The following is a 17102-nucleotide window of genomic DNA, read 5'->3' as shown; positions in this document are numbered from 1 at the left end:
CGAGAAGTATACTTCTAAGAAGTGTACTGCTTGCTTTTGGAGGACGGGTTGATCGAAAAGCCGGCACGGATCTTCGACCGGGACCGCGAGTGGCGCCAGCTGGCCACCTTCGCGGCCCGTACGGGTGCCCGGCTGGGCGTGGTCTCCGGCCGTCGGCGGCAGGGGAAGACGTACCTGCTGGAGGCCCTCGCGCGGGAGACCGGCGGGCTGTACTTCGGGGCCACGCTGGCGACCGAGAGCGAGTCGCTGCGGCTCTTCGGGGAGGCGCTGGCGACCTGGACCGGCGCCGCCGTCGTACCCCGCTTCGACGGCTGGGACGAGGCGATCCGGCACCTCTTCGCCGCCGGCACGCCCCGCCCGGGGCCGGTGGTGATCGACGAGTTTCCGTACCTGAGCGCCGCGACGCCGGCCCTTCCGTCGATCCTCCAGCGCGAGATCGACCAGGCGGTCTCGGCCGAGCGTGACATCGCCGTCCTGCTCTGCGGCTCGGCGATGTCGGTGATGGGCGGGCTGCTCGGCGGCACGGCCCCGCTGCGCGGGCGGGCCAGCCTGGAGCTCGTGGTGCGGCCGTTCGACCACCGCCTCGCCGCCGAGTTCTGGGGCATGTCCGACCCTCGGCTGGCCGCGCAGACCCACGCGGTGGTCGGCGGCACCCCGGCGTACCGGCGGTTCGTCGGCGAGGACGCCCCGGCCGACCTGGCCGACTTCGACGAGTGGGTGCTGCGTACGGTCCTCAACCCGGCGACCCCGCTCTTCCGCGAGGCGCGCTACCTGCTCGACGAGGAGGGCGGCGTGCGCGACGCGGCCCTCTACCACTCCGTGCTGGCCGCGGTCGCCAACGGAAACAGCACGCGCGGCGGGATCGCCGGGTACATCGGCCGCAAGGCCACCGACATCGGCCACCACCTCAACGTGCTGGAGGACGCCGGCCTGCTGCGCCGGGAGCCGGACGTCTTCCGCTCCGGCCGGATGACCTACCGGGTCGCCGAGCCGCTGGTGACCTTCTACCAGGTGGTCATGCGCCCGTACTGGGGACTGCTGGAGAGCGGCCGGGCCGAGTCGGTGTGGCAGGACGCCCGGACCCGGTTCGCCGCCCAGGTGCTCGGGCCGCACTTCGAGCAGCTCTGCCGGGAGTACGCGATGGCGGCCCCGCCGGAGACGTACGGCGGGCTGCCGGGCGTGGTCGGCTCCGGCGTGGTCGCCGATCCGGCCCGGCGGGCGCAGATCCAGGTCGACGTGGCGGTCTTCGCGCCGGCGGTGCCCGGCGAGCCGCGGCGGGTGCTCTCGCTCGGCGAGGCCAAGTGGGGAGACGTCATGGGCGCGCGGCAGGTGGACCGGCTGGCCCGGGCCCGTGACCTGCTGGCCGGTCGCGGCTACGACACGCGGGACACGGTGCTCGCCTGCTACAGCGGGGCCGGCTTCGACGCGGCGCCGGGCACCGGCGTGCGACTGATCAACCTCGATCAACTCTACGGTGGGCGGGGTCACGTTTCTTGACGTCGTTCATACGCTTCTGAGGTTTCACAAATTCGTGAAACGAGCGTAGCGTCGCTGATATGACATCTGCGATCTCGGTCTCCGGCCTGGTGAAGACCTTCGGCCGGACCCGCGCGCTGGACGGGCTCGACCTGTCCGTCGACACCGGTGAGGTGCATGGCTTTCTGGGGCCGAACGGCGCCGGCAAGTCCACGACCATCCGGGTGCTGCTCGGCCTGCTCCGTGCCGACGCCGGCGACGTGAGCCTCCTCGGCGGCCACCCGTGGCGGGACGCGGTGCGGCTGCACCGGCGCCTCGCGTACGTGCCCGGCGACGTGAACCTCTGGCCGAACCTGACCGGTGGGGAGGCGATCGACCTCTTCGGCGCCCTGCGTGGCGGGCTGGACAAGCGCCGCCGGGCCGAGCTGGTCGAGCGCTTCCAGCTCGACCCGAGCAAGAAGGCCCGCACGTACTCCAAGGGGAACCGGCAGAAGGTGGCCGTCGTCGCCGCGTTCGCGTCCGATGTGGAGCTTTACGTCTTGGACGAGCCGACCTCGGGCCTCGACCCGCTGATGGAGGCGGTCTTCCAGGAGTGCGTCCGCGAGGTGAAGCAGGAGGGGCGTACGGTCCTGCTCTCCAGCCACATCTTCTCCGAGGTGGAGGCGCTCTGCGACCGGGTGAGCATCATCCGGCAGGGCAGGACGGTGGAGTCGGGCACGCTGGCCCAGTTGCGCCACCTCACCCGTACCTCGATCTCGGTCGAGACCACCCACCCGATCAGCGGCCTGGACGAGCAGGCCGGCGTGCACGACGCCGCCGTCGACGGGACGCACGCGAAGTTCGATGTGGACAGTCACCAGCTGGACCAGGCGCTGCGCTACCTGACCCGCTTCGAGGTGCGGGCGCTCACGAGCGCGCCGCCCTCGCTGGAGGAGCTCTTCATGCGCCACTACGGCGACGAGCTCCGGGAGAACGGCGTGAAGGCGGGGGCGGGAGTGCGATGAGCGCCTTCGTCGGCACCGCCCGGCTCGTCCGCCTCGCGATCCGGCGCGACCGGATCCAGCTGCCACTCTGGATCATCGGCACGTTGCTGTTCGTCCCGACCGTGATCGCCTCGCTCCGGGACCGCTTCCCGACCGAGGCCGACCGCATCGAGGTCCTGCGCGCCGCGGTCGAGAGTCCCGCCCTGCTCGTCATGCGCACGGTGCCGACCGGCACGAGCGAGGGCGCGATGGCGATGTTCCAGATGCTCGGGTACCTCCCCGTGGTCACCGGCCTCATGAGCACCCTCGCCGTCGTGCGGCACACCCGGCAGAACGAGGAGACCGGCCGCGCCGAGATGCTCGGGGCGACCGTGGTCGGGCGGTACGCGGAGCTGACCGCGGCGCTGATCGTCGCAGCCGGCGCCAACGTCGTGCTCGGTGGCCTGTTCGGCCTCGCACTGCTCGGCTACGGCCTGCCGGCCGCCGGGTCGTTCGCCGCCGGCGCCGGCATCGCCGCCGCGGGCGTCGCCTTCGCCGGCATCGCGGCCGTCGCGGCCCAGATCACCCAGAGCGCACGCGCCGCGAACGGCATCGCCGCCGCCGTGGTCGGCGTCGCCTTTCTGGTACGCGGCTTCGGTGACGCCCTCGGCCAGGTGCAGCCCAACGGGTACGTCATGCGCAGCGCCTGGCCCGCCTGGCTCTCGCCGATCGGCTGGGTCACCGAGATCCGGCCGTACGCCGGTGACCGCTGGTGGGTGCTGCTGCTCCCGCTCGCGTGCTTCGCGGCGAGCGTGGCGGTGGCGTTCGCGCTGACCGTCCGCCGTGACGTCGGCATGGGAATGATCGCCGACCGGCGCGGCCCGGCCCAGGCGTCGCCGGCGCTGCTCAGCCCGCTCGGCCTGGCCTGGCGGCTCCAGCGCGGCACGCTGCTCGGCTGGGGTGTGGCGATGGCGGCGTTCGGCGTGGCGGTCGGATCGCTGGCCACAAGCGTCCCGGGCGCGCTCGGCGAAAACGAGGGCGGCGCCGAGACGATCACCAAGCTGGCCGGTGGCAGCAGCGCCGACCTGACGGACGCGTTCTTCGCCGCCATGATCACCTTCTACGGCGCGATGGCGGCCGCCTACGTCGTACAGGCGCTGATGCGCCCGCGCATCGAGGAGGCCGGCGGTGCCGGAGAGGCCGTCCTCGCCACCGGCACCGGCCGGTTGACCTGGCTGGTCAGCCACCTGGCGGTGTCCGTCGCCGGGGCCGCCCTGCTCCTGCTCGTCTCCGGCCTGGCCACCGGCATCGTGGCTGGGCTCGACGGCGGCGAAGCGGCGGGCCGGGTGGGCCAGCTCACCGGCGCGGCACTCATGCAGCTGCCGGCGGCGCTGGTCCTGGTCGGCTTCACGGTGGTCGCCTTCGGGCTGCTGCCCCGGCTGACCATCGGACTGGCCTGGGCCGCGTACACGATCTGCCTGATCGTCGGCCAGCTCGGCGAGCTGCTCGGCCTGCCGCAGTGGGCGCGGGACATCTCACCCTTCACCCACGTACCGGCGGTGCCGGCGGCGACCGCGACGGCGGCCCCGCTGATCGCGCTCAGCGCGGTCGCGGTGGCGCTCGGGGCCGCCGGCCTGGCACTCTTCCGGCGGCGGGACCTCGCACTGTGACGGAGTGTGGCGGCGCCTTCCGGGCGCCGCCACACAAGCACTAGGAGAGTGGTGAACCATGCCGAAAGCGCGTGACGAGGACGCGGTTCGCCGCTTCGTTGAGCACTTCGCGATGACCCTGAGCGACCTTGGCTTCCCCCGGATGCCCGCCCGGGTGCTGGCCATGCTCACGGTGACCGACGAGCCGGGCCTGACCGCCGGCCAGCTCGGCGAGCGCCTCGGGGTCAGCCCGGCGGCCGTCTCCGGGGCGGTGCGCTACCTCATCCAGTTGCAGTTCGTGGTGCGCGAGCCGGTGCTGGGCTCGCGCAGTGACCACTACCGCCTGCCGCCCGATCCGTGGTTCACCGCCGGCATGATCCGCAGTGGGGTGTACAAGCGGTTCGCCGACATCGTCCACGAAGGGGTCGTCGCCGTCGGCGACACGTCGTCGCCGGCCGGCGCGCGGCTCGCCGAGATGGAGGAGTTCTACGTCTTCATCCAGGAAGGGATGTCCGAGCTGCTGGAGCGGTGGGAGAAACTTCGGGAGGAACGCGGGGACGGCTGAGCGTGCTTTGATTGGGCAATGGCCAACCCAGCGATCGTGACGGTCGACGACGACCCCGCTGTCTCCCGGGCCGTCGCGCGCGATGTGCGGCGCCGCTACGGTCAGGACTACCGCGTCGTGCGGGCCAGTTCAGGAGCCGAGGCGCTGGATGCGCTCAAGGAGATAAAGCTGCGCGGTGAGCAGGTGGCGGTGCTGCTCGCCGACTACCGGATGCCCCAGATGAACGGCATCCAGTTTCTCGAGTCCGCGATGGACCTCTTCCCGCACGCCCGGCGGGTGCTGCTGACCGCGTACGCGGACACGGAGGCCGCGATCGACGCGATCAACCTCGTGGACGTCGACCACTATCTGCTCAAGCCCTGGCACCCGCCGGAGGAAAAGCTCTACCCCGTGCTCGACTCGCTGCTGGAGGCGTGGCAGGCGACACCCGCCTCGCCCGAGGTCGAGACGCGCGTGGTCGGGCACCGGTGGTCGGCCGAGTCGTTCGAGATCCGCGACTTCCTGGCCCGCAACATGGTGCCCTACCGGTGGTACCTCACCGAGGAGCCGGAAGGGCAGCGGCTGCTGACCGCTTCCGGGGCGAGCGAGTCCGACGTACCCGTTGTCATCACGCCGGATGGCAAGACGCTGGTGCGGCCGTCGGAGGCCGAGCTGGCCGCGCACGTCGGCCTCACCACCACCCCGGCGGCCGAGTTCTACGACCTGGCGGTGGTCGGCGCCGGACCGGGCGGGCTCGGCGCCGCCGTCTACGGCGCGTCGGAGGGGCTGCGCACGATCCTGGTCGAGCGGCGGGCCACCGGCGGGCAGGCGGGCCAGAGCAGCCGGATCGAAAACTACCTGGGCTTTCCGGACGGCGTCTCCGGCGCGCAGCTGACCGACCGGGCCCGCCGGCAGGCGCAGCGCTTCGGCGCCGAGCTGCTCACCGCGCAAGACGTCACCTGCCTCGACGCCAAAGGCTCCGCCCGGGTGCTCACCTGCGCCAGCGGGCCGCAGATCGTGGCGCACACGGTGATCCTCGCCACCGGCGTCTCCTACCGCACGCTCGACGTTCCCGGGCTCGCCGAGCTCACCGGGCGCGGCGTCTTCTACGGCAGCGCGGCCACCGAGGCGCCGGCCTGCTCCGGCGCCGACGTCTACATCGTCGGCGGGGCCAACTCCGCCGGGCAGGCCGCCGTCTACTTCTCCCGCTTCGCCGGCCGGGTGCACCTGGTCGTGCGCGGCGAGAGCCTGGCACAGTCGATGTCCGCCTACCTGATCGAGCAGATCGAGAGCATCCCGCGGATCCAGGTGCACACCTGCACCGAGGTTGCCGCCGGCCACGGCACCGAGCACCTCGAAGGGCTCACACTCCGCGACCGGAACACCGGTCAGACGCGGGATGTTGACGCTTCATGGCTGTTCGTTTTCATCGGCGCCGAGCCGCACACCGGCTGGCTCGACGGCCTGGTGGAGCGAGACGCGCAGGGCTTCGTGGTGACCGGTCCCGACCTCGTCGTCGGCGGCCGGCGGCCCAAGGGCTGGCGGCTCGACCGCGACCCGTACCACTTGGAGACGAGCGTCGCCGGCGTCTTCGCCGCGGGCGACGTGCGGGCCAACTCGGTCAAGCGGGTGGCGTCCGCGGTGGGCGAGGGAGCGATGGCGGTCACGCTCGTGCACAGGTACCTGGAGGCGCAATGAGCGAGCGAGTTGGCGCGGCGGCGTCTGGACGGAGCCGGCCCGCCGACGGAGTCGGGGTTTCGGGCTGGCGGAGGAAGACGTCGCCTTTGGCGCCGCACGAGCGAGCGAATCAGGAGACACAGTGATCTCGAAGGACGATCTCCGCAAGCTTTTCCTCTTCGAGTCGCTCGACGACGAGAAGCTGGCGTGGGTGCAGGAGCACAGCACCGTGGTCGAGTACGAGGCGACCACGCGGGTCTACTCCGAGGGCGAGCCGGCCACCTGCTTCGTCGTACTGCTGGAGGGCGCGGTCACGCTGACCCGCAACGTGCACGGCCAGGAGATCGAGGTCTCCCGGACCGACCAGCTCGGCGTGTACGGCGGCGCGATCCAGGCCTACCTGGGCGACCAGGTCGACCAGAAGTACCCCAACTCGATGGTGGCCATCACGCCGGTGAAGGCGCTGGAGCTGCCCGCCGACCAGTTCGGCCCGATCCTGCGCCGCTGGTTCCCGATGGCCATGCATCTCATGGAGGGGCTCTTCTGGGGCCAGAAGCGGACCCAGTCGGCGGTCAGCGAGCGGGAGCGGCTCATCGCGCTCGGCTCGCTCTCGGCCGGCCTCACCCACGAGCTCAACAACCCGGCCTCCGCGGCCGTACGGGCCACCGCTACCCTGCGCGACAAGGTCGCCGGCATGCGCCACAAGCTCGCGATGATCGCCGAGGGCAAAATCAACGTCAAGCAGCTGCACCGCCTGGTCGAGCTGCAGGAGGCCGCGGTCAAGCGCGCGGCGAACGCGCCCAAGCTCTCCGCCCTGGAGACCGGTGACGCCGAGGACGCGGTGGTCGACTGGCTGCAGGAGCGCGGCCTCTCCGCCGGCTTCGAGTACGACCACGCCGCCACCCTCGTCGCCGGCGACGCCAGCGTGCCCTGGCTCGACCTGGTCGCCGAGGTGGTCGACCCCAGCGACCTGCAGTCGGCGGTGAGCTGGCTGACGTACACCATCGAGACCGAACTGCTCATGGGCGAGATCGACGAGTCGGTCGGCCGGATCTCCGCGCTGGTCGGCGCCGCCAAGCAGTACTCGCAGCTGGACCGCGCGCCACACCAGGTGGTCGACCTGCACAAGCTGCTCGACTCCACGCTGGTCATGATGACGGCGAAGATCTCACCCAACCTGACGGTCGTGAAGGAGTACGACCACACGCTGCCCGAGATCCCCTGCTATCCGGCCGAGCTCAACCAGGTCTGGACCAACCTCATCGACAACGCCCTGGGCGCGATGGGCGACCGCGGCACCCTGACCATCCGCACCGAACGCGACGGCGACCAGGTAGCGGTAACGGTCGGCGACACGGGCACCGGCATCGACCCGGAGATCAGGCCCCGCATCTTCGAGCCGTTCTTCACCACGAAGCCGGTGGGCGAAGGGACGGGGCTGGGGCTCGACATCTCGTACCGCATCGTCGTCAACAAGCACAACGGCGACATCCGCGTGCAGAGCGAGCCCGGCAGGACCGAGTTTACGGTGCTGCTCCCGGTCGAAGAGACGCCATAGTCCGCTCCGGTTCGGGCCGCGGGTTAGGCGCTTTCCCGGACCACCAGGTGGGTGGGGAGGATGAGGGAGTCTTCGACGGGGGCGCCTTCGGCGAGCCGTAGCAGGAGCCGGACCATTTCGCGGCCGATCTGGATTATCGGCTGGCGGACCGTCGTTAGTGGAGGGTCGGTGTAGCGGGCGAACTCGGCGTCGTCGAAACCGATCACCGCGACGTCGTCCGGCACCCGCCGCCCGGCCTCGCGCAGGGTGCGCAGCGCGCCGTCCGCCATCAGGTCCGAGGCGACGAAGACCGCGTCCAGCTTGGGGTCGTCCTGCAGCAGGTGGCGCATCGCGAGCGCGCCGGACTCCCTGGTGAAGTCGCCGACCGCGACTATCGAGCGGCGGTCCGAACCGCGTAGGGCGTCGCGGTAGCCGGCCAGGCGTTCGATGCCGGCGACCATGTCCTGGGGGCCGGCGATGGTGGCGATGCGCTGGCGGCCGGCGTCGAGCAGGTGGCGTACGGCGCTGGCCACGCCCGACACGTGGTCTATGTCCACATAGGGCACTCCCGGGCGGCCCAGTGGGCGGCCGCTGCAGACGGCGGGCATGCCGATCCTCGCCAGGGCGCCGGGGAGCGGGTCCATGCCGTGCATCGAGGCGAACATGACGCCGTCGACGTGGCGGCCGATCGCGTACCGTTCGATGCGGTCGTGGCTCGCCGTGGAGCCGGCCATCATCAGGACGAGCTGCCGGTCGGCGGCCTCCAGCTCCTGGCTGACGCCGCGCACGATGCCGGGAAAGAGCGGGTCGTCGGAGAAGACGCGGGTGGCGGTCTCCGGGAGTACCAGCGCGATCGAGTCGGTCCGCTGCGTCACCAGCGTACGGGCGGCGAGGTTGGGCACGTACCCGAGCTCGCGCACCGCCCGGCGGACGGCCTCCTGGATGGGCGGGGCGACCGTGGTGGAGCCGTTGACCACCCGGGACACGGTGGCGCGCGAAACCCCCGCCCGGCGCGCCACCTCCTCCAGCGTCGGCCGTTCCCGTGCGGATGTCACGCCTTGACCGCGCCTTCCATGATCCCCCCGATGATCTGGCGTCCGAAGATGATGAACACGACGAGCAGTGGCAGCGTGGCGATGGCGGTGCCGGTGAAGACCTGCGACATGTCCTGGTAGTAGCCGTTGGAGAGGGCGCGCAGGGAGAGCTGGACGGTGGGGTTCTCGGGGTCGTTCAGCACGGCGTAGGGCCAGAGGAAGTCGTTCCAGGTGGTCATGAACGTGAGGAGGCCGAGCACCGCGGCGGCCGGGCGTAGCGCGGGCGCCACCACGCTGCGGAAGATGCGGAAGGTGCCGCAGCCGTCGACGCGGGCCGCCTCGATCAGCTCGTCCGATACGGCCTGGCTGGCGTACTGCCGCATCATGAAGACGCCGAACCCGGTGACCAGCGCCGGCACGATCACCGCCTGCAGCCGGTCGTTCCAGCCGAGGTCGGTCATCAGCATGTACAGCGGGATCACGCCGAGCTGGGTGGGCACCATCATCGTCGCGATGATGACGAGCAGCAGCGCGTTGGAGCCGCGGAAGCGGAGCTTGGCGAAGGCGAACCCGGCCAGCGAGGAGAAGAAGACCACGGAGATGGTCACCGAGGCGGCGACGATCGCCGAGTTGAGCATGCCGGTGAGGAAGTGGGCGTCGGCGTTGGCGAAGAGGCGGTCGAGGTTGCCGGGCAGGTTGCCGCCGGGCGTGACCGGCGGCGGCACCTCGCCCATCGCGTCGCTGGACCGCGTGGCCACGACGAACATCCAGTAGATCGGGAACACCGACATCACGCCGGCGAGCAAGAGGGCGACGTAGGTGAGCCTCGTGCCCTTCCACAGACCGCCGTTCATGCCGACCGCGCCGCCCTTCGGATGATCAGTACGTTGACGATGGCCACGACGACGATGAGGGCGAACAGCATCCAGGCGATCGCGGCGCCGTACCCGAAGTTGTAGTTGGGGGCGAACGCGTTCTCGAACATGTACATCGTCATGGTCTGCGACTCGCGCAGCGTCCCGCCGCGGATCGCGTTGGTGCCGGAGTTGAACAGCAGCGGCTCGGTGAAGAGCTGGAGGCCGCCGATGGTGGAGATGATGACGCAGAAGACGATCGTCGGCCGGAGCAGCGGAACGGTGATCGACCAGAACTGCCGGGACGGGCGGGCGCCGTCGATCGCCGCCGACTCGTACAGGTCGCGCGGGATCGCCTGCATCGCGGCCAGGAAGATGAGCGCGTTGTACCCGGTCCACCGCCAGTCGACCATCGTGGAGATGGCGACCCAGGAGCCGAGCTTGCTCGTGTTCCAGTCGATCGGGCCGGCGCCGACCAGGCCGAGCGCCCAGTTGACGAGGCCGAAGTCGCGGCTGAAGAGCTGCCCGAAGACGATCGCCACCGCCGCCGTCGAGGTGATGTTGGGGATGAGCACACCCATCCGGAAGAACGTGCGGGCGCGCAGCTGCCGGTTGAGCAGGTTGGCCAGCCAGAGCGCGAGCAGCAGCTGCGGCACCGTCGAGAGGACGAAGATGCCGAGCGTGTTGTACACCGAGTTCCAGAAGTCGCCGTCGCTCATCAGCGCGCTGTAGTTCGCCAGCCCCACGAAGGGGTGCTCCTGCGCCAGCAGGTCCCACTCGTGCAGCGAGACCCAGAGCGTGTACACCAGCGGGTACGCCCCGAAGACCGCGAAGAGCAGGAAGAACGGCGCCACGTACAGGTATGGCGAGAACTTCGTGTCGAGGCGGCTGAGCCGGTGCCGGCGGGGTGACCCGGGACGCCGGTGGGTGACCGGCGTCCCGGGCTCGGTACGGATGTCGAGGCTGGTGGCCACTACTCGTCCTCTTGAGATGCGCGACCGCGGGGCTCGATCGCTGGCGCTCCCGCACTCCTCGCGCTCATTTGTCAGCGGCCTTCTTGGCGTTGTTCACGGCGTCGGTCCAGCCGTCCGCGGGACTGCGTTGGCCGAGCTCGACCGTGCGCACCGCGTTCTCCACCTCCGTCCGTACCGCCTGGTTCTTCGGTCCCATGTAGACCGGCTTGAGGCTCTTCGCGCCGGCCCCGAAGATCTGGCCGGTGGGCGCGCCGCTGAAGTACGCGCTCGTCGCGCCGGTGATCGCCGGGTCGTCCAGCGCCTGCGGGGAGGAGGGGAGCGGGCCCTTCGCCTTGAACGCGCCGATCTGCCCCTGCGGGCTGGTCAGGAACTTGGCCAGCTCGATCGCCTCGGCCTGGTGCTTGCTCTGCTTCGGAACGGCGAGGAAGGAGCCGCCCCAGTTGCCGCCGTCGCCGGGCACGCTGGCGATGTCCCACTTACCGGCGGCGTCCGCGCCCGCGTTCCCCTCGATGACGCCGGTCATCCAGGCGGGGCAGGCGATGGTCGCGAACTTGGCCTGCTTGAAGGCGGCCACCCAGTCGTCCGACCAGGCCTGGTACTTGCCGGACAGGCCCGAGTCGATGATGTCCATCGTGGTGTCCCAGGCCTGCTTGACCGCCGGGTTGCTCTCCACCACCAGGTTGTCGCTGGTGTCGTAGTAGTGGTAGCCGCCGGCGGCGCCGCCGTACTGGAGCACGATCGTGTTGAACGTGTTGGTGGCGGCGTCGAGGAAGGCCGCGCCGGTGTTCTTCGCCTTGAACTGCTCGCCGACCTTGACGTAGTCCTGCCAGGTGGGCCAGAGCTTGGAGACCGCCTCCCGCTCGGTGGGCAGGCCGGCCTTCTCGAAGAGGTCCTTGCGGTAGCACATGGCCATGCCGCCGACGTCGGTGCCGAGGCCGATCAGCTGCTTGCCGTCAGCGGTGAGCCCCTGGCTCCACTTCCACTCCATGAAGTTGCCCTTGAGCTCGGCCGCGCCGTGGTCGAGCAGGTTGACGAAGTTGCCGGGGTTGGCCTTGTACTCGACGAGCAGGCCCTCCTCGATCGCCACGATGTCGCCGGCGCCCTTGCCGGCGGCGAGCCACTGGGTGAGCTTCGGCGAGTACTCGTCGAGGTTGCTGCCGGTGCCCCGCTCGACGATCTTCACGTTGGGGTGGCTCGCCTCGTACTGCTTGTAGAGCTCTTCGTATCCGAACTGACCGAAGACGTCGACCGTCAACGTGATCGGCCCGTCTCCGCTACCGCTGTCTCCATCGTCGCCGCCGCAGGCGGCCAGCAGGGTCGCCGTCGTGACGGCGACGGCCACGGCCGCAAACCGGCGACCGCGGGAGTTGACATGCATGGGTGCCCCTCTCGCGCCGCGCTCAGTGAGAGCGCTCTCACAGGAGGAGGGTCGTGCTTAGTATCCGACTTGTCAAGAGAGCGCTCTCAAGATGTTACGTAACGGCGCCCCGCGCGTTTGTGAGAGCGCTTCCATCGGTCGGCTCCATTGCGGGCTAGGCTGCGGGCGATGGACATCCACGTCAGCCTCGCCGGGCGGCGCGACCTGGCCACCGGCATCTACCGCCAGCTGCTCGACGCGATCCTGGACGGGCGGCTGCGCGCGGGCGAGCGGTTGCCGCCCAGCCGCGACCTGGCGCAGCGGCTGGAGGTCTCGCGCAACACGGTCGCGGTCGCGTACGAGCGGCTGACCGCCGAGGGCTTCCTGGTCGGCCGGGTGGGCGCCGGCACCTTCGTGTCGGCCGAACCGCTCGGCCGGCTCCGCGCCCGGTCCGCGCCGGCCGGGTCGAACGTGCTGCCCCGGCCGGTGTGGCGCACCCCGCCCGTCCCGGCACCCGACCGGTCCACTGTGGAGTACGACTTCGCGGTCGGGGTGCCGGACGGCCGCTTCTTCCCGATCGAGACCTGGCGCCGGCTGGTCGCCCGCGAGTTGCGCGCCTCCGCGGTCCGCTCGGCCACGTACGGCGACCCGCGCGGCCACGCCGGGCTGCGCGCCGCGATCGCCCGCCACATCGGGGTGGCCCGCTCGGTCCGGGCCGGCGCCGACGACGTGCTGGTCACGCACGGCGCCCAGCAGGCCCTCGACCTGATCGGCCGGGTGCTGGTCGAGCCGGGGAGCACGGTCGCGGCGGAGGGCCCGGGTACTGGCCGGCGCGGCTGCTCTTCCAGTCGCTGGCCCGGTTCGTCGACGAGGGGCTGCTGGCCCGGCACGTGCGCAAGGCCAGCCGCCAGTACGCCGAGCGGCACGCCCGGATCGTCGCCGCGCTGGAACGGGACTTCGCGCCGTGGCTGAGCGTGGTGCCCTCCGCGGCCGGCCTGCACCTCTGCGCCCTCTCCACAGTGGACGTCGAGCCGGTGGTGGCCGCCCCCGCTCCGCCGGCGTACGGGTGCAGGCGCTGCGCGACTACCACTTCGGCGAGCCGGTGCGCGAGGGGCTGGTCATCGGGTACGGCGCGATCCCGACCGAGCGGATCGGCGAAGGGCTGCGCCGCCTGGCGGCGGCCTTCGCGCCGGCTCTGTGATCGAAGCTCCCGTCAAGTCGTTCTAACGACTTGACGGGAGCTTCGATCACAGACGTGGGGGAGGCGCTCTAGCTGGGCGATCCGCGAGGGGTGAGCACCGCGGTCCGCTCGATCTGCGCGTCCTCCGGCGCTCCGGCCATCGGGACCTGGTAGCTGGCGACGGCCTCCAGCCAGTCGTGCGGCAGGTGACCCCGGTCCGGATCGCCGACGAACACCAGGGCGCCCCGCTCGCTGGCGCGGCTGAGGAACGGCAGCGCCCGCTCGGCGAGCGCCGGGCTGTAGAGGATGTCACCGGCGAGCACCACGTCGGCGCCGTCGCTCTCGCCGTCGAGCAGGTCGCCCCACCGCGTCCGTACGGCCACGTGGTTGACCCGGGCGTTCATCTCGATGGCGGCGATCGCGTACGGATCGATGTCGTTCGCGGTCACCTCGCGGGCGCCGGCGATGGCCGCGGCGATCGCGACCAGGCCCGAGCCGCTCGCGAGGTCGAGCACGCGGCGGCCGGCGAACACGGCCGGATTGTCCAGGACGTACCGGGCCAGCGCCTGACCGCCGATCCAGGCGGACGCCCAGAACGGGGGTGGCAGCCGCCGGCCGGCCTCGGCCTCCAAGCGGGCCCAGAACAGTATCGCGTCCTCGGCCAGGAAGAGCCGTATCTCCGGCGCCAGCGGCACCGGGATCAGGCTGAGGTCGTCGATACCGCGGGAACGTAGGGCGTTCAGAGTGATCCTTCTGCGAGCCGCGGTGTGGGTGGCGCTAGCACGCGCCCTGGAGCCGCACACCCGCCGTCGGCACGGCAGGTGTGCGATCCCTCAGATCGGGCGGATGTTGGCTGCCTGCGGGCCCTTCTGGCCCTGCTCGACGTCGAACTCGACGCGCTGGTTTTCGTCCAGGCTGCGGAAGCCCGAGGACGCGATCTTCGAGTAGTGCGCGAACACGTCCGGGCCGCCGCCGTCCTGGGCGATGAACCCGAAGCCCTTGTCCGCGTTGAACCACTTTACGGTGCCGAAAGCCATGTCTACTCCTTCACAAGGCTGATGGGCCCGCACCTTGCGGGTCCTGCGTCGCCGGCATTGACCAGCCTCGTTCGGAAATCCGGCTACACAAAAAGCGCCTGGTGGCCATCTGTCCCACCAAGCGCCAACTGGGCACACGGAAACCAAACTGCAACCGGTCGACCTTACCACGCGACCGCGTACTGTCGGTGCGGACGCGAATAGTGCAGGATCAGCGAATGCGAGTACTTTTCCTGGGCGGTCCGTGGCACGGTGAGCGGCACGAGGTGGCGCCGGCACGTGTCGCGCGGGGGCACGAGTCGCTACCGACGCACTTCAACGTGCCGTCTCCGGCCGAGACCGGCGGCCGGGTGACCTACCTGCGCCGGTTTGCGCTGGGTGGCGGGGAGCGCCGGCCCGTCTACGTCGCCGCGGACTACCACGGGCCGGCTCGGGCCTGACGGCCCCCGGCTCAGCCCTGCCAGCCGCGAACGGCCTCCCGCAGGCGAGCCACCGCCTCGCTGAGCTCGACGTCGGACGCGGCGCGGCTGGCCAACTCGTCGAGGTATGCCTCCAGCACGAGCTTGTGCGGCGCGTCGGAGCAGAGCTCGGCCTTGATCACGTCGATCTGGTCGGCCACGCCCCGCGGGTCGGCGAGGTGACCCCGCCGCTCCTCGAAGGCCTGGTCGAGCGCGAACATCGCGGCGCCCACCACCTCGCGTGGTGTCGCCGGGTCGCGGCGCAGGCGGTTTGCCAGCACATCCAGCAGCAAGCCGCCGGCGAGGAACACGAGCTCGAACTTCTCCTTGGCCACCCCGCGACCTCCTAGATAGAGGACTGTCATCACAAAGGGTCGGCGTACGGGTACGTCCTGTCAAGGACGTCATCCTGGCGGGCGTCTCCGGCGTCCAGCAGGTTGTTGGCCACGTAGCTGATCGTGCGGTACCAGCCGGCCAGGGCCAGCAGCTCGACGAGCTGCTCGTCGGTGTAGCGCCCGCGCAGCGCCTCCCAGGTCCGCGCGGACCAGCGGGCGCTGTCGTGCAGCTCGTCGGCCGCCCGGATCAGCAGGTCGCCGCCGGTGCCGGAGGCGGTCGCCGCCACCTGGTCCGGGGTGAGGCCGACCGGGCCGGCGAAGGCCTCGGCGTGGACGCCCCACTCGTACCAGCAGGCGGCGCGGGCACAGGTGCGCAGGATGACCAGCTCGCGGTCGGCGGGCGGCAGCGCCCCGTGGCCGAGCAGCCCGGCGCCGAGCACCCGCATCCGCGAGGCCAGCTCGGGGTGGCGCTGCAGGACGCGGAAGAGCACGAGCGGCTCGCGCGCGGAGCCCGGCGGCATCCACTTGGCGAGCGCGGCGGCGACGTCCGGCGCGTACGGCGGGTCGAGTGGGGCGATGCGGGCCATGACCGTTCCCTCCTCGCGCTTCTATTTCAGAAGCACGATAGCGTTTCTGTATCCGAAGCGCCAGGGGGTGTGCGGTGACCGCTCCGAAGCCCGGCGGCCCGGTCCGGGGGTCGACCACGGGGCGTCCCCTGATGGCCGCGCTCGACCTCTTCGGCCGCCGGTGGAGCCTGCGCGTGCTGTGGGAGCTGCGGGAGGGGCCGCTGGGCTTCCGGGCGCTCCAGCAGCGCTGCGGAAACATGTCGTCGAGCGTGCTCCGCCAGCGCCTGGGCGAGCTGGTCGAGAGCCGGATCGTGGCCCAGCTGCCGGACACCACGTACGAGCTGACCGGGCTGGGCCGCGAGGCGTACGAGGCCCTGCGGCCGCTGGGGCGCTGGTCGCAGCGGTGGGCCGAGGAGCTCGGCACCGCCGCGGAACCGGAGGCGTAGGTGGAGTGGGAGTTCACCGCCCTGCTGGTCGCCGGCTCGTGCTGTCTCTGGGCCACCGCGGCGGTCGCGCTCGCGCTGGCCCTGGTCTGGTGGCGCCGCCGCGGCCGCCGGGACTAAAGGGACGCCGGTCGCCCGGTTGGGGGACCTGTGGCCCTGCGCGGCGCCGTGCCCACAGCGCGAGGCTTGATCAGTAGGGCCGAGGTCGGCCGCGTGGCGACGGATGAGGTGTGTGTGATGGTCGAGCGACGGTACGAGGGAAGGGTGGCGCTGGTTACCGGTGCCGCCTCGGGTATCGGTCGGGCGGTCGCGCTGCGGCTGGCGGCCGAGGGCGCCTGGGTGCTCGGCTGCGACGTCGACGCGGATGCGCTGGCCGAGACCGGCAAGCTGATCGCGGACGCCGGCGGGCAGTCGACGATGGCGGTGGCCGACGTGAGCGCGCAGGCGGACGTCGACCGGATCGTGGGTCTCCTCCCGGACGGGCGGATCGACCTGCTGGCGAACGTCGCCGGCATCATGGACTTCTTCCTGCCGGTGACCGAGGTCGACGACGCCACCTGGGAGCGGGTCATGGCGGTCAACGTGACCGGCCCGATGCGGCTGTCCCGAGCGGTGCTGCCCCTGATGCGGGCGGCCGGCGGCGGCGCGATCGTCAACGTCTCCTCCATCGGCGGGCTGACCGGCGCGGTGGCCGGCACCGCGTACGTGACGTCGAAGCACGCCCTGGTCGGCATGACCCGTTCGATCGCGGCCCTCTACGGCGCCGACGGCATCCGGGCCAACGCGGTCTGCCCCGGCGGGGTGGCGACCAACATCGGCCGTAGCGCGGTGCCGAAGGTGGCGTGGGCCTACGAGCGGCTGGAGAAGGCGTTCGCCCGGACCACCCGGACCGCCCAGCCCGACGAGATCGCCACGCTGGTGTGCTGGCTCGGCTCCGACGAGGCGGTCAACGTCAACGGCGCGGTGGTGGCCTCCGACGGCGGCTTCACCGCCTGACCGGTAGCCGCCTGGCGGCCCAG

19 protein-coding genes are annotated in these 17102 nt (G+C 71.3%); 11 read left to right on the top strand and 8 right to left on the bottom strand.

Going from position 1 to position 17102, the window contains the following annotated elements:
* Positions 1 to 21 precede the first annotated feature (21 nt).
* From RB614_RS25140 to RB614_RS25115, 6 genes are all read left to right on the top strand, one after another.
* Positions 22 to 1497 (top strand): AAA family ATPase, encoded by a 1476-nt coding sequence (locus RB614_RS25140; RefSeq protein ID WP_308715085.1) that lies wholly within the window; start codon positions 22 to 24, stop codon positions 1495 to 1497.
* A 59-nt stretch (positions 1498 to 1556) separates the two neighbouring features.
* Positions 1557 to 2480, top strand: coding sequence for an ABC transporter ATP-binding protein (locus RB614_RS25135; protein WP_308715084.1), 924 nt, complete (start codon positions 1557 to 1559; stop codon positions 2478 to 2480).
* On the top strand, positions 2477 to 4108 hold the full coding sequence (locus RB614_RS25130; RefSeq protein ID WP_308715083.1) for an ABC transporter permease: 1632 nt from the start codon (positions 2477 to 2479) through the stop codon (positions 4106 to 4108). Before RB614_RS25135 ends, RB614_RS25130 begins: the two co-directional genes overlap by 4 nt.
* A gap of 58 nt (positions 4109 to 4166) precedes the next feature.
* Positions 4167 to 4652 (top strand): GbsR/MarR family transcriptional regulator, encoded by a 486-nt coding sequence (locus tag RB614_RS25125; RefSeq protein WP_308715082.1) that lies wholly within the window; start codon positions 4167 to 4169, stop codon positions 4650 to 4652.
* Between the two features lie 18 nt (positions 4653 to 4670).
* Positions 4671 to 6329 (top strand): NAD(P)/FAD-dependent oxidoreductase, encoded by a 1659-nt coding sequence (locus RB614_RS25120; protein ID WP_308715081.1) that lies wholly within the window; start codon positions 4671 to 4673, stop codon positions 6327 to 6329.
* Between the two features lie 121 nt (positions 6330 to 6450).
* Positions 6451 to 7866 (top strand): ATP-binding protein, encoded by a 1416-nt coding sequence (locus tag RB614_RS25115; protein WP_308715080.1) that lies wholly within the window; start codon positions 6451 to 6453, stop codon positions 7864 to 7866.
* A gap of 23 nt (positions 7867 to 7889) precedes the next feature.
* Here the strand turns inward: RB614_RS25115 and RB614_RS25110 are convergent, their stop codons facing one another.
* The 4 genes from RB614_RS25110 to RB614_RS25095 all read right to left on the bottom strand — a co-directional run bounded on the left by RB614_RS25110 (position 7890) and on the right by RB614_RS25095 (position 12085).
* Complete coding sequence (locus RB614_RS25110; protein WP_308715079.1) at positions 7890 to 8900, bottom strand: LacI family DNA-binding transcriptional regulator; 1011 nt, start codon at positions 8898 to 8900, stop codon at positions 7890 to 7892.
* Positions 8897 to 9733 carry a carbohydrate ABC transporter permease gene (locus RB614_RS25105; RefSeq protein WP_308715078.1) on the bottom strand — a complete coding sequence of 279 codons (837 nt, stop codon included), beginning with the start codon at positions 9731 to 9733 and terminating at the stop codon, positions 8897 to 8899. The genes RB614_RS25110 and RB614_RS25105 overlap by 4 nt, the downstream gene beginning before the upstream one ends.
* Positions 9730 to 10707 carry a carbohydrate ABC transporter permease gene (locus RB614_RS25100; protein WP_428983107.1) on the bottom strand — a complete coding sequence of 326 codons (978 nt, stop codon included), beginning with the start codon at positions 10705 to 10707 and terminating at the stop codon, positions 9730 to 9732. The genes RB614_RS25105 and RB614_RS25100 overlap by 4 nt, the downstream gene beginning before the upstream one ends.
* Before the next feature lie 64 nt (positions 10708 to 10771).
* Positions 10772 to 12085, bottom strand: coding sequence for an ABC transporter substrate-binding protein (locus tag RB614_RS25095; protein WP_308715077.1), 1314 nt, complete (start codon positions 12083 to 12085; stop codon positions 10772 to 10774).
* 168 nt (positions 12086 to 12253) lie between these two features.
* Here RB614_RS25095 and RB614_RS25090 point away from each other — a divergent pair, with 168 nt between their 5' ends.
* Together RB614_RS25090 and RB614_RS25085 are read left to right on the top strand one after the other, a co-directional pair.
* Complete coding sequence (locus tag RB614_RS25090; protein ID WP_308715076.1) at positions 12254 to 13036, top strand: aminotransferase-like domain-containing protein; 783 nt, start codon at positions 12254 to 12256, stop codon at positions 13034 to 13036.
* Positions 13029 to 13265 carry a hypothetical protein gene (locus RB614_RS25085; protein WP_308715075.1) on the top strand — a complete coding sequence of 79 codons (237 nt, stop codon included), beginning with the start codon at positions 13029 to 13031 and terminating at the stop codon, positions 13263 to 13265. The genes RB614_RS25090 and RB614_RS25085 overlap by 8 nt, the downstream gene beginning before the upstream one ends.
* Positions 13266 to 13333: 68 nt before the next feature.
* Here the strand turns inward: RB614_RS25085 and RB614_RS25080 are convergent, their stop codons facing one another.
* Positions 13334 to 13993, bottom strand: a complete 660-nt coding sequence (locus RB614_RS25080; RefSeq protein WP_428983111.1) for a class I SAM-dependent methyltransferase — start codon at positions 13991 to 13993, stop codon at positions 13334 to 13336.
* An 84-nt stretch (positions 13994 to 14077) separates the two neighbouring features.
* Positions 14078 to 14281 (bottom strand): cold-shock protein, encoded by a 204-nt coding sequence (locus RB614_RS25075; protein ID WP_308715073.1) that lies wholly within the window; start codon positions 14279 to 14281, stop codon positions 14078 to 14080.
* A 218-nt stretch (positions 14282 to 14499) separates the two neighbouring features.
* Between RB614_RS25075 and RB614_RS25070 the strand changes: the two genes are divergently transcribed.
* Entirely contained in the window at positions 14500 to 14721 is a 222-nt protein-coding gene (locus tag RB614_RS25070; protein WP_308715072.1) for a hypothetical protein, read from the top strand.
* Between the two features lie 11 nt (positions 14722 to 14732).
* Here the strand turns inward: RB614_RS25070 and RB614_RS25065 are convergent, their stop codons facing one another.
* Both RB614_RS25065 and RB614_RS25060 read right to left on the bottom strand, forming a co-directional pair.
* A complete protein-coding gene (locus tag RB614_RS25065) occupies positions 14733 to 15074 on the bottom strand; it encodes a hypothetical protein (protein ID WP_308715071.1) in 342 nt (113 codons plus the stop codon).
* Positions 15075 to 15103: 29 nt separating this feature from the next.
* Positions 15104 to 15661 carry a carboxymuconolactone decarboxylase family protein gene (locus RB614_RS25060; protein WP_308715070.1) on the bottom strand — a complete coding sequence of 186 codons (558 nt, stop codon included), beginning with the start codon at positions 15659 to 15661 and terminating at the stop codon, positions 15104 to 15106.
* Between the two features lie 74 nt (positions 15662 to 15735).
* Between RB614_RS25060 and RB614_RS25055 the strand changes: the two genes are divergently transcribed.
* Together RB614_RS25055 and RB614_RS25050 are read left to right on the top strand one after the other, a co-directional pair.
* Positions 15736 to 16086 (top strand): winged helix-turn-helix transcriptional regulator, encoded by a 351-nt coding sequence (locus RB614_RS25055; protein WP_308715069.1) that lies wholly within the window; start codon positions 15736 to 15738, stop codon positions 16084 to 16086.
* 234 nt (positions 16087 to 16320) lie between these two features.
* Positions 16321 to 17079, top strand: coding sequence for an SDR family oxidoreductase (locus RB614_RS25050; protein ID WP_308715068.1), 759 nt, complete (start codon positions 16321 to 16323; stop codon positions 17077 to 17079).
* Positions 17080 to 17102 lie beyond the last annotated feature (23 nt).

The organism is Phytohabitans maris, assembly GCF_031085175.1.
GTDB lineage: Bacteria > Actinomycetota > Actinomycetes > Mycobacteriales > Micromonosporaceae > Phytohabitans > Phytohabitans maris.
This window is presented reverse-complemented; position numbering and strand designations above follow the sequence as displayed.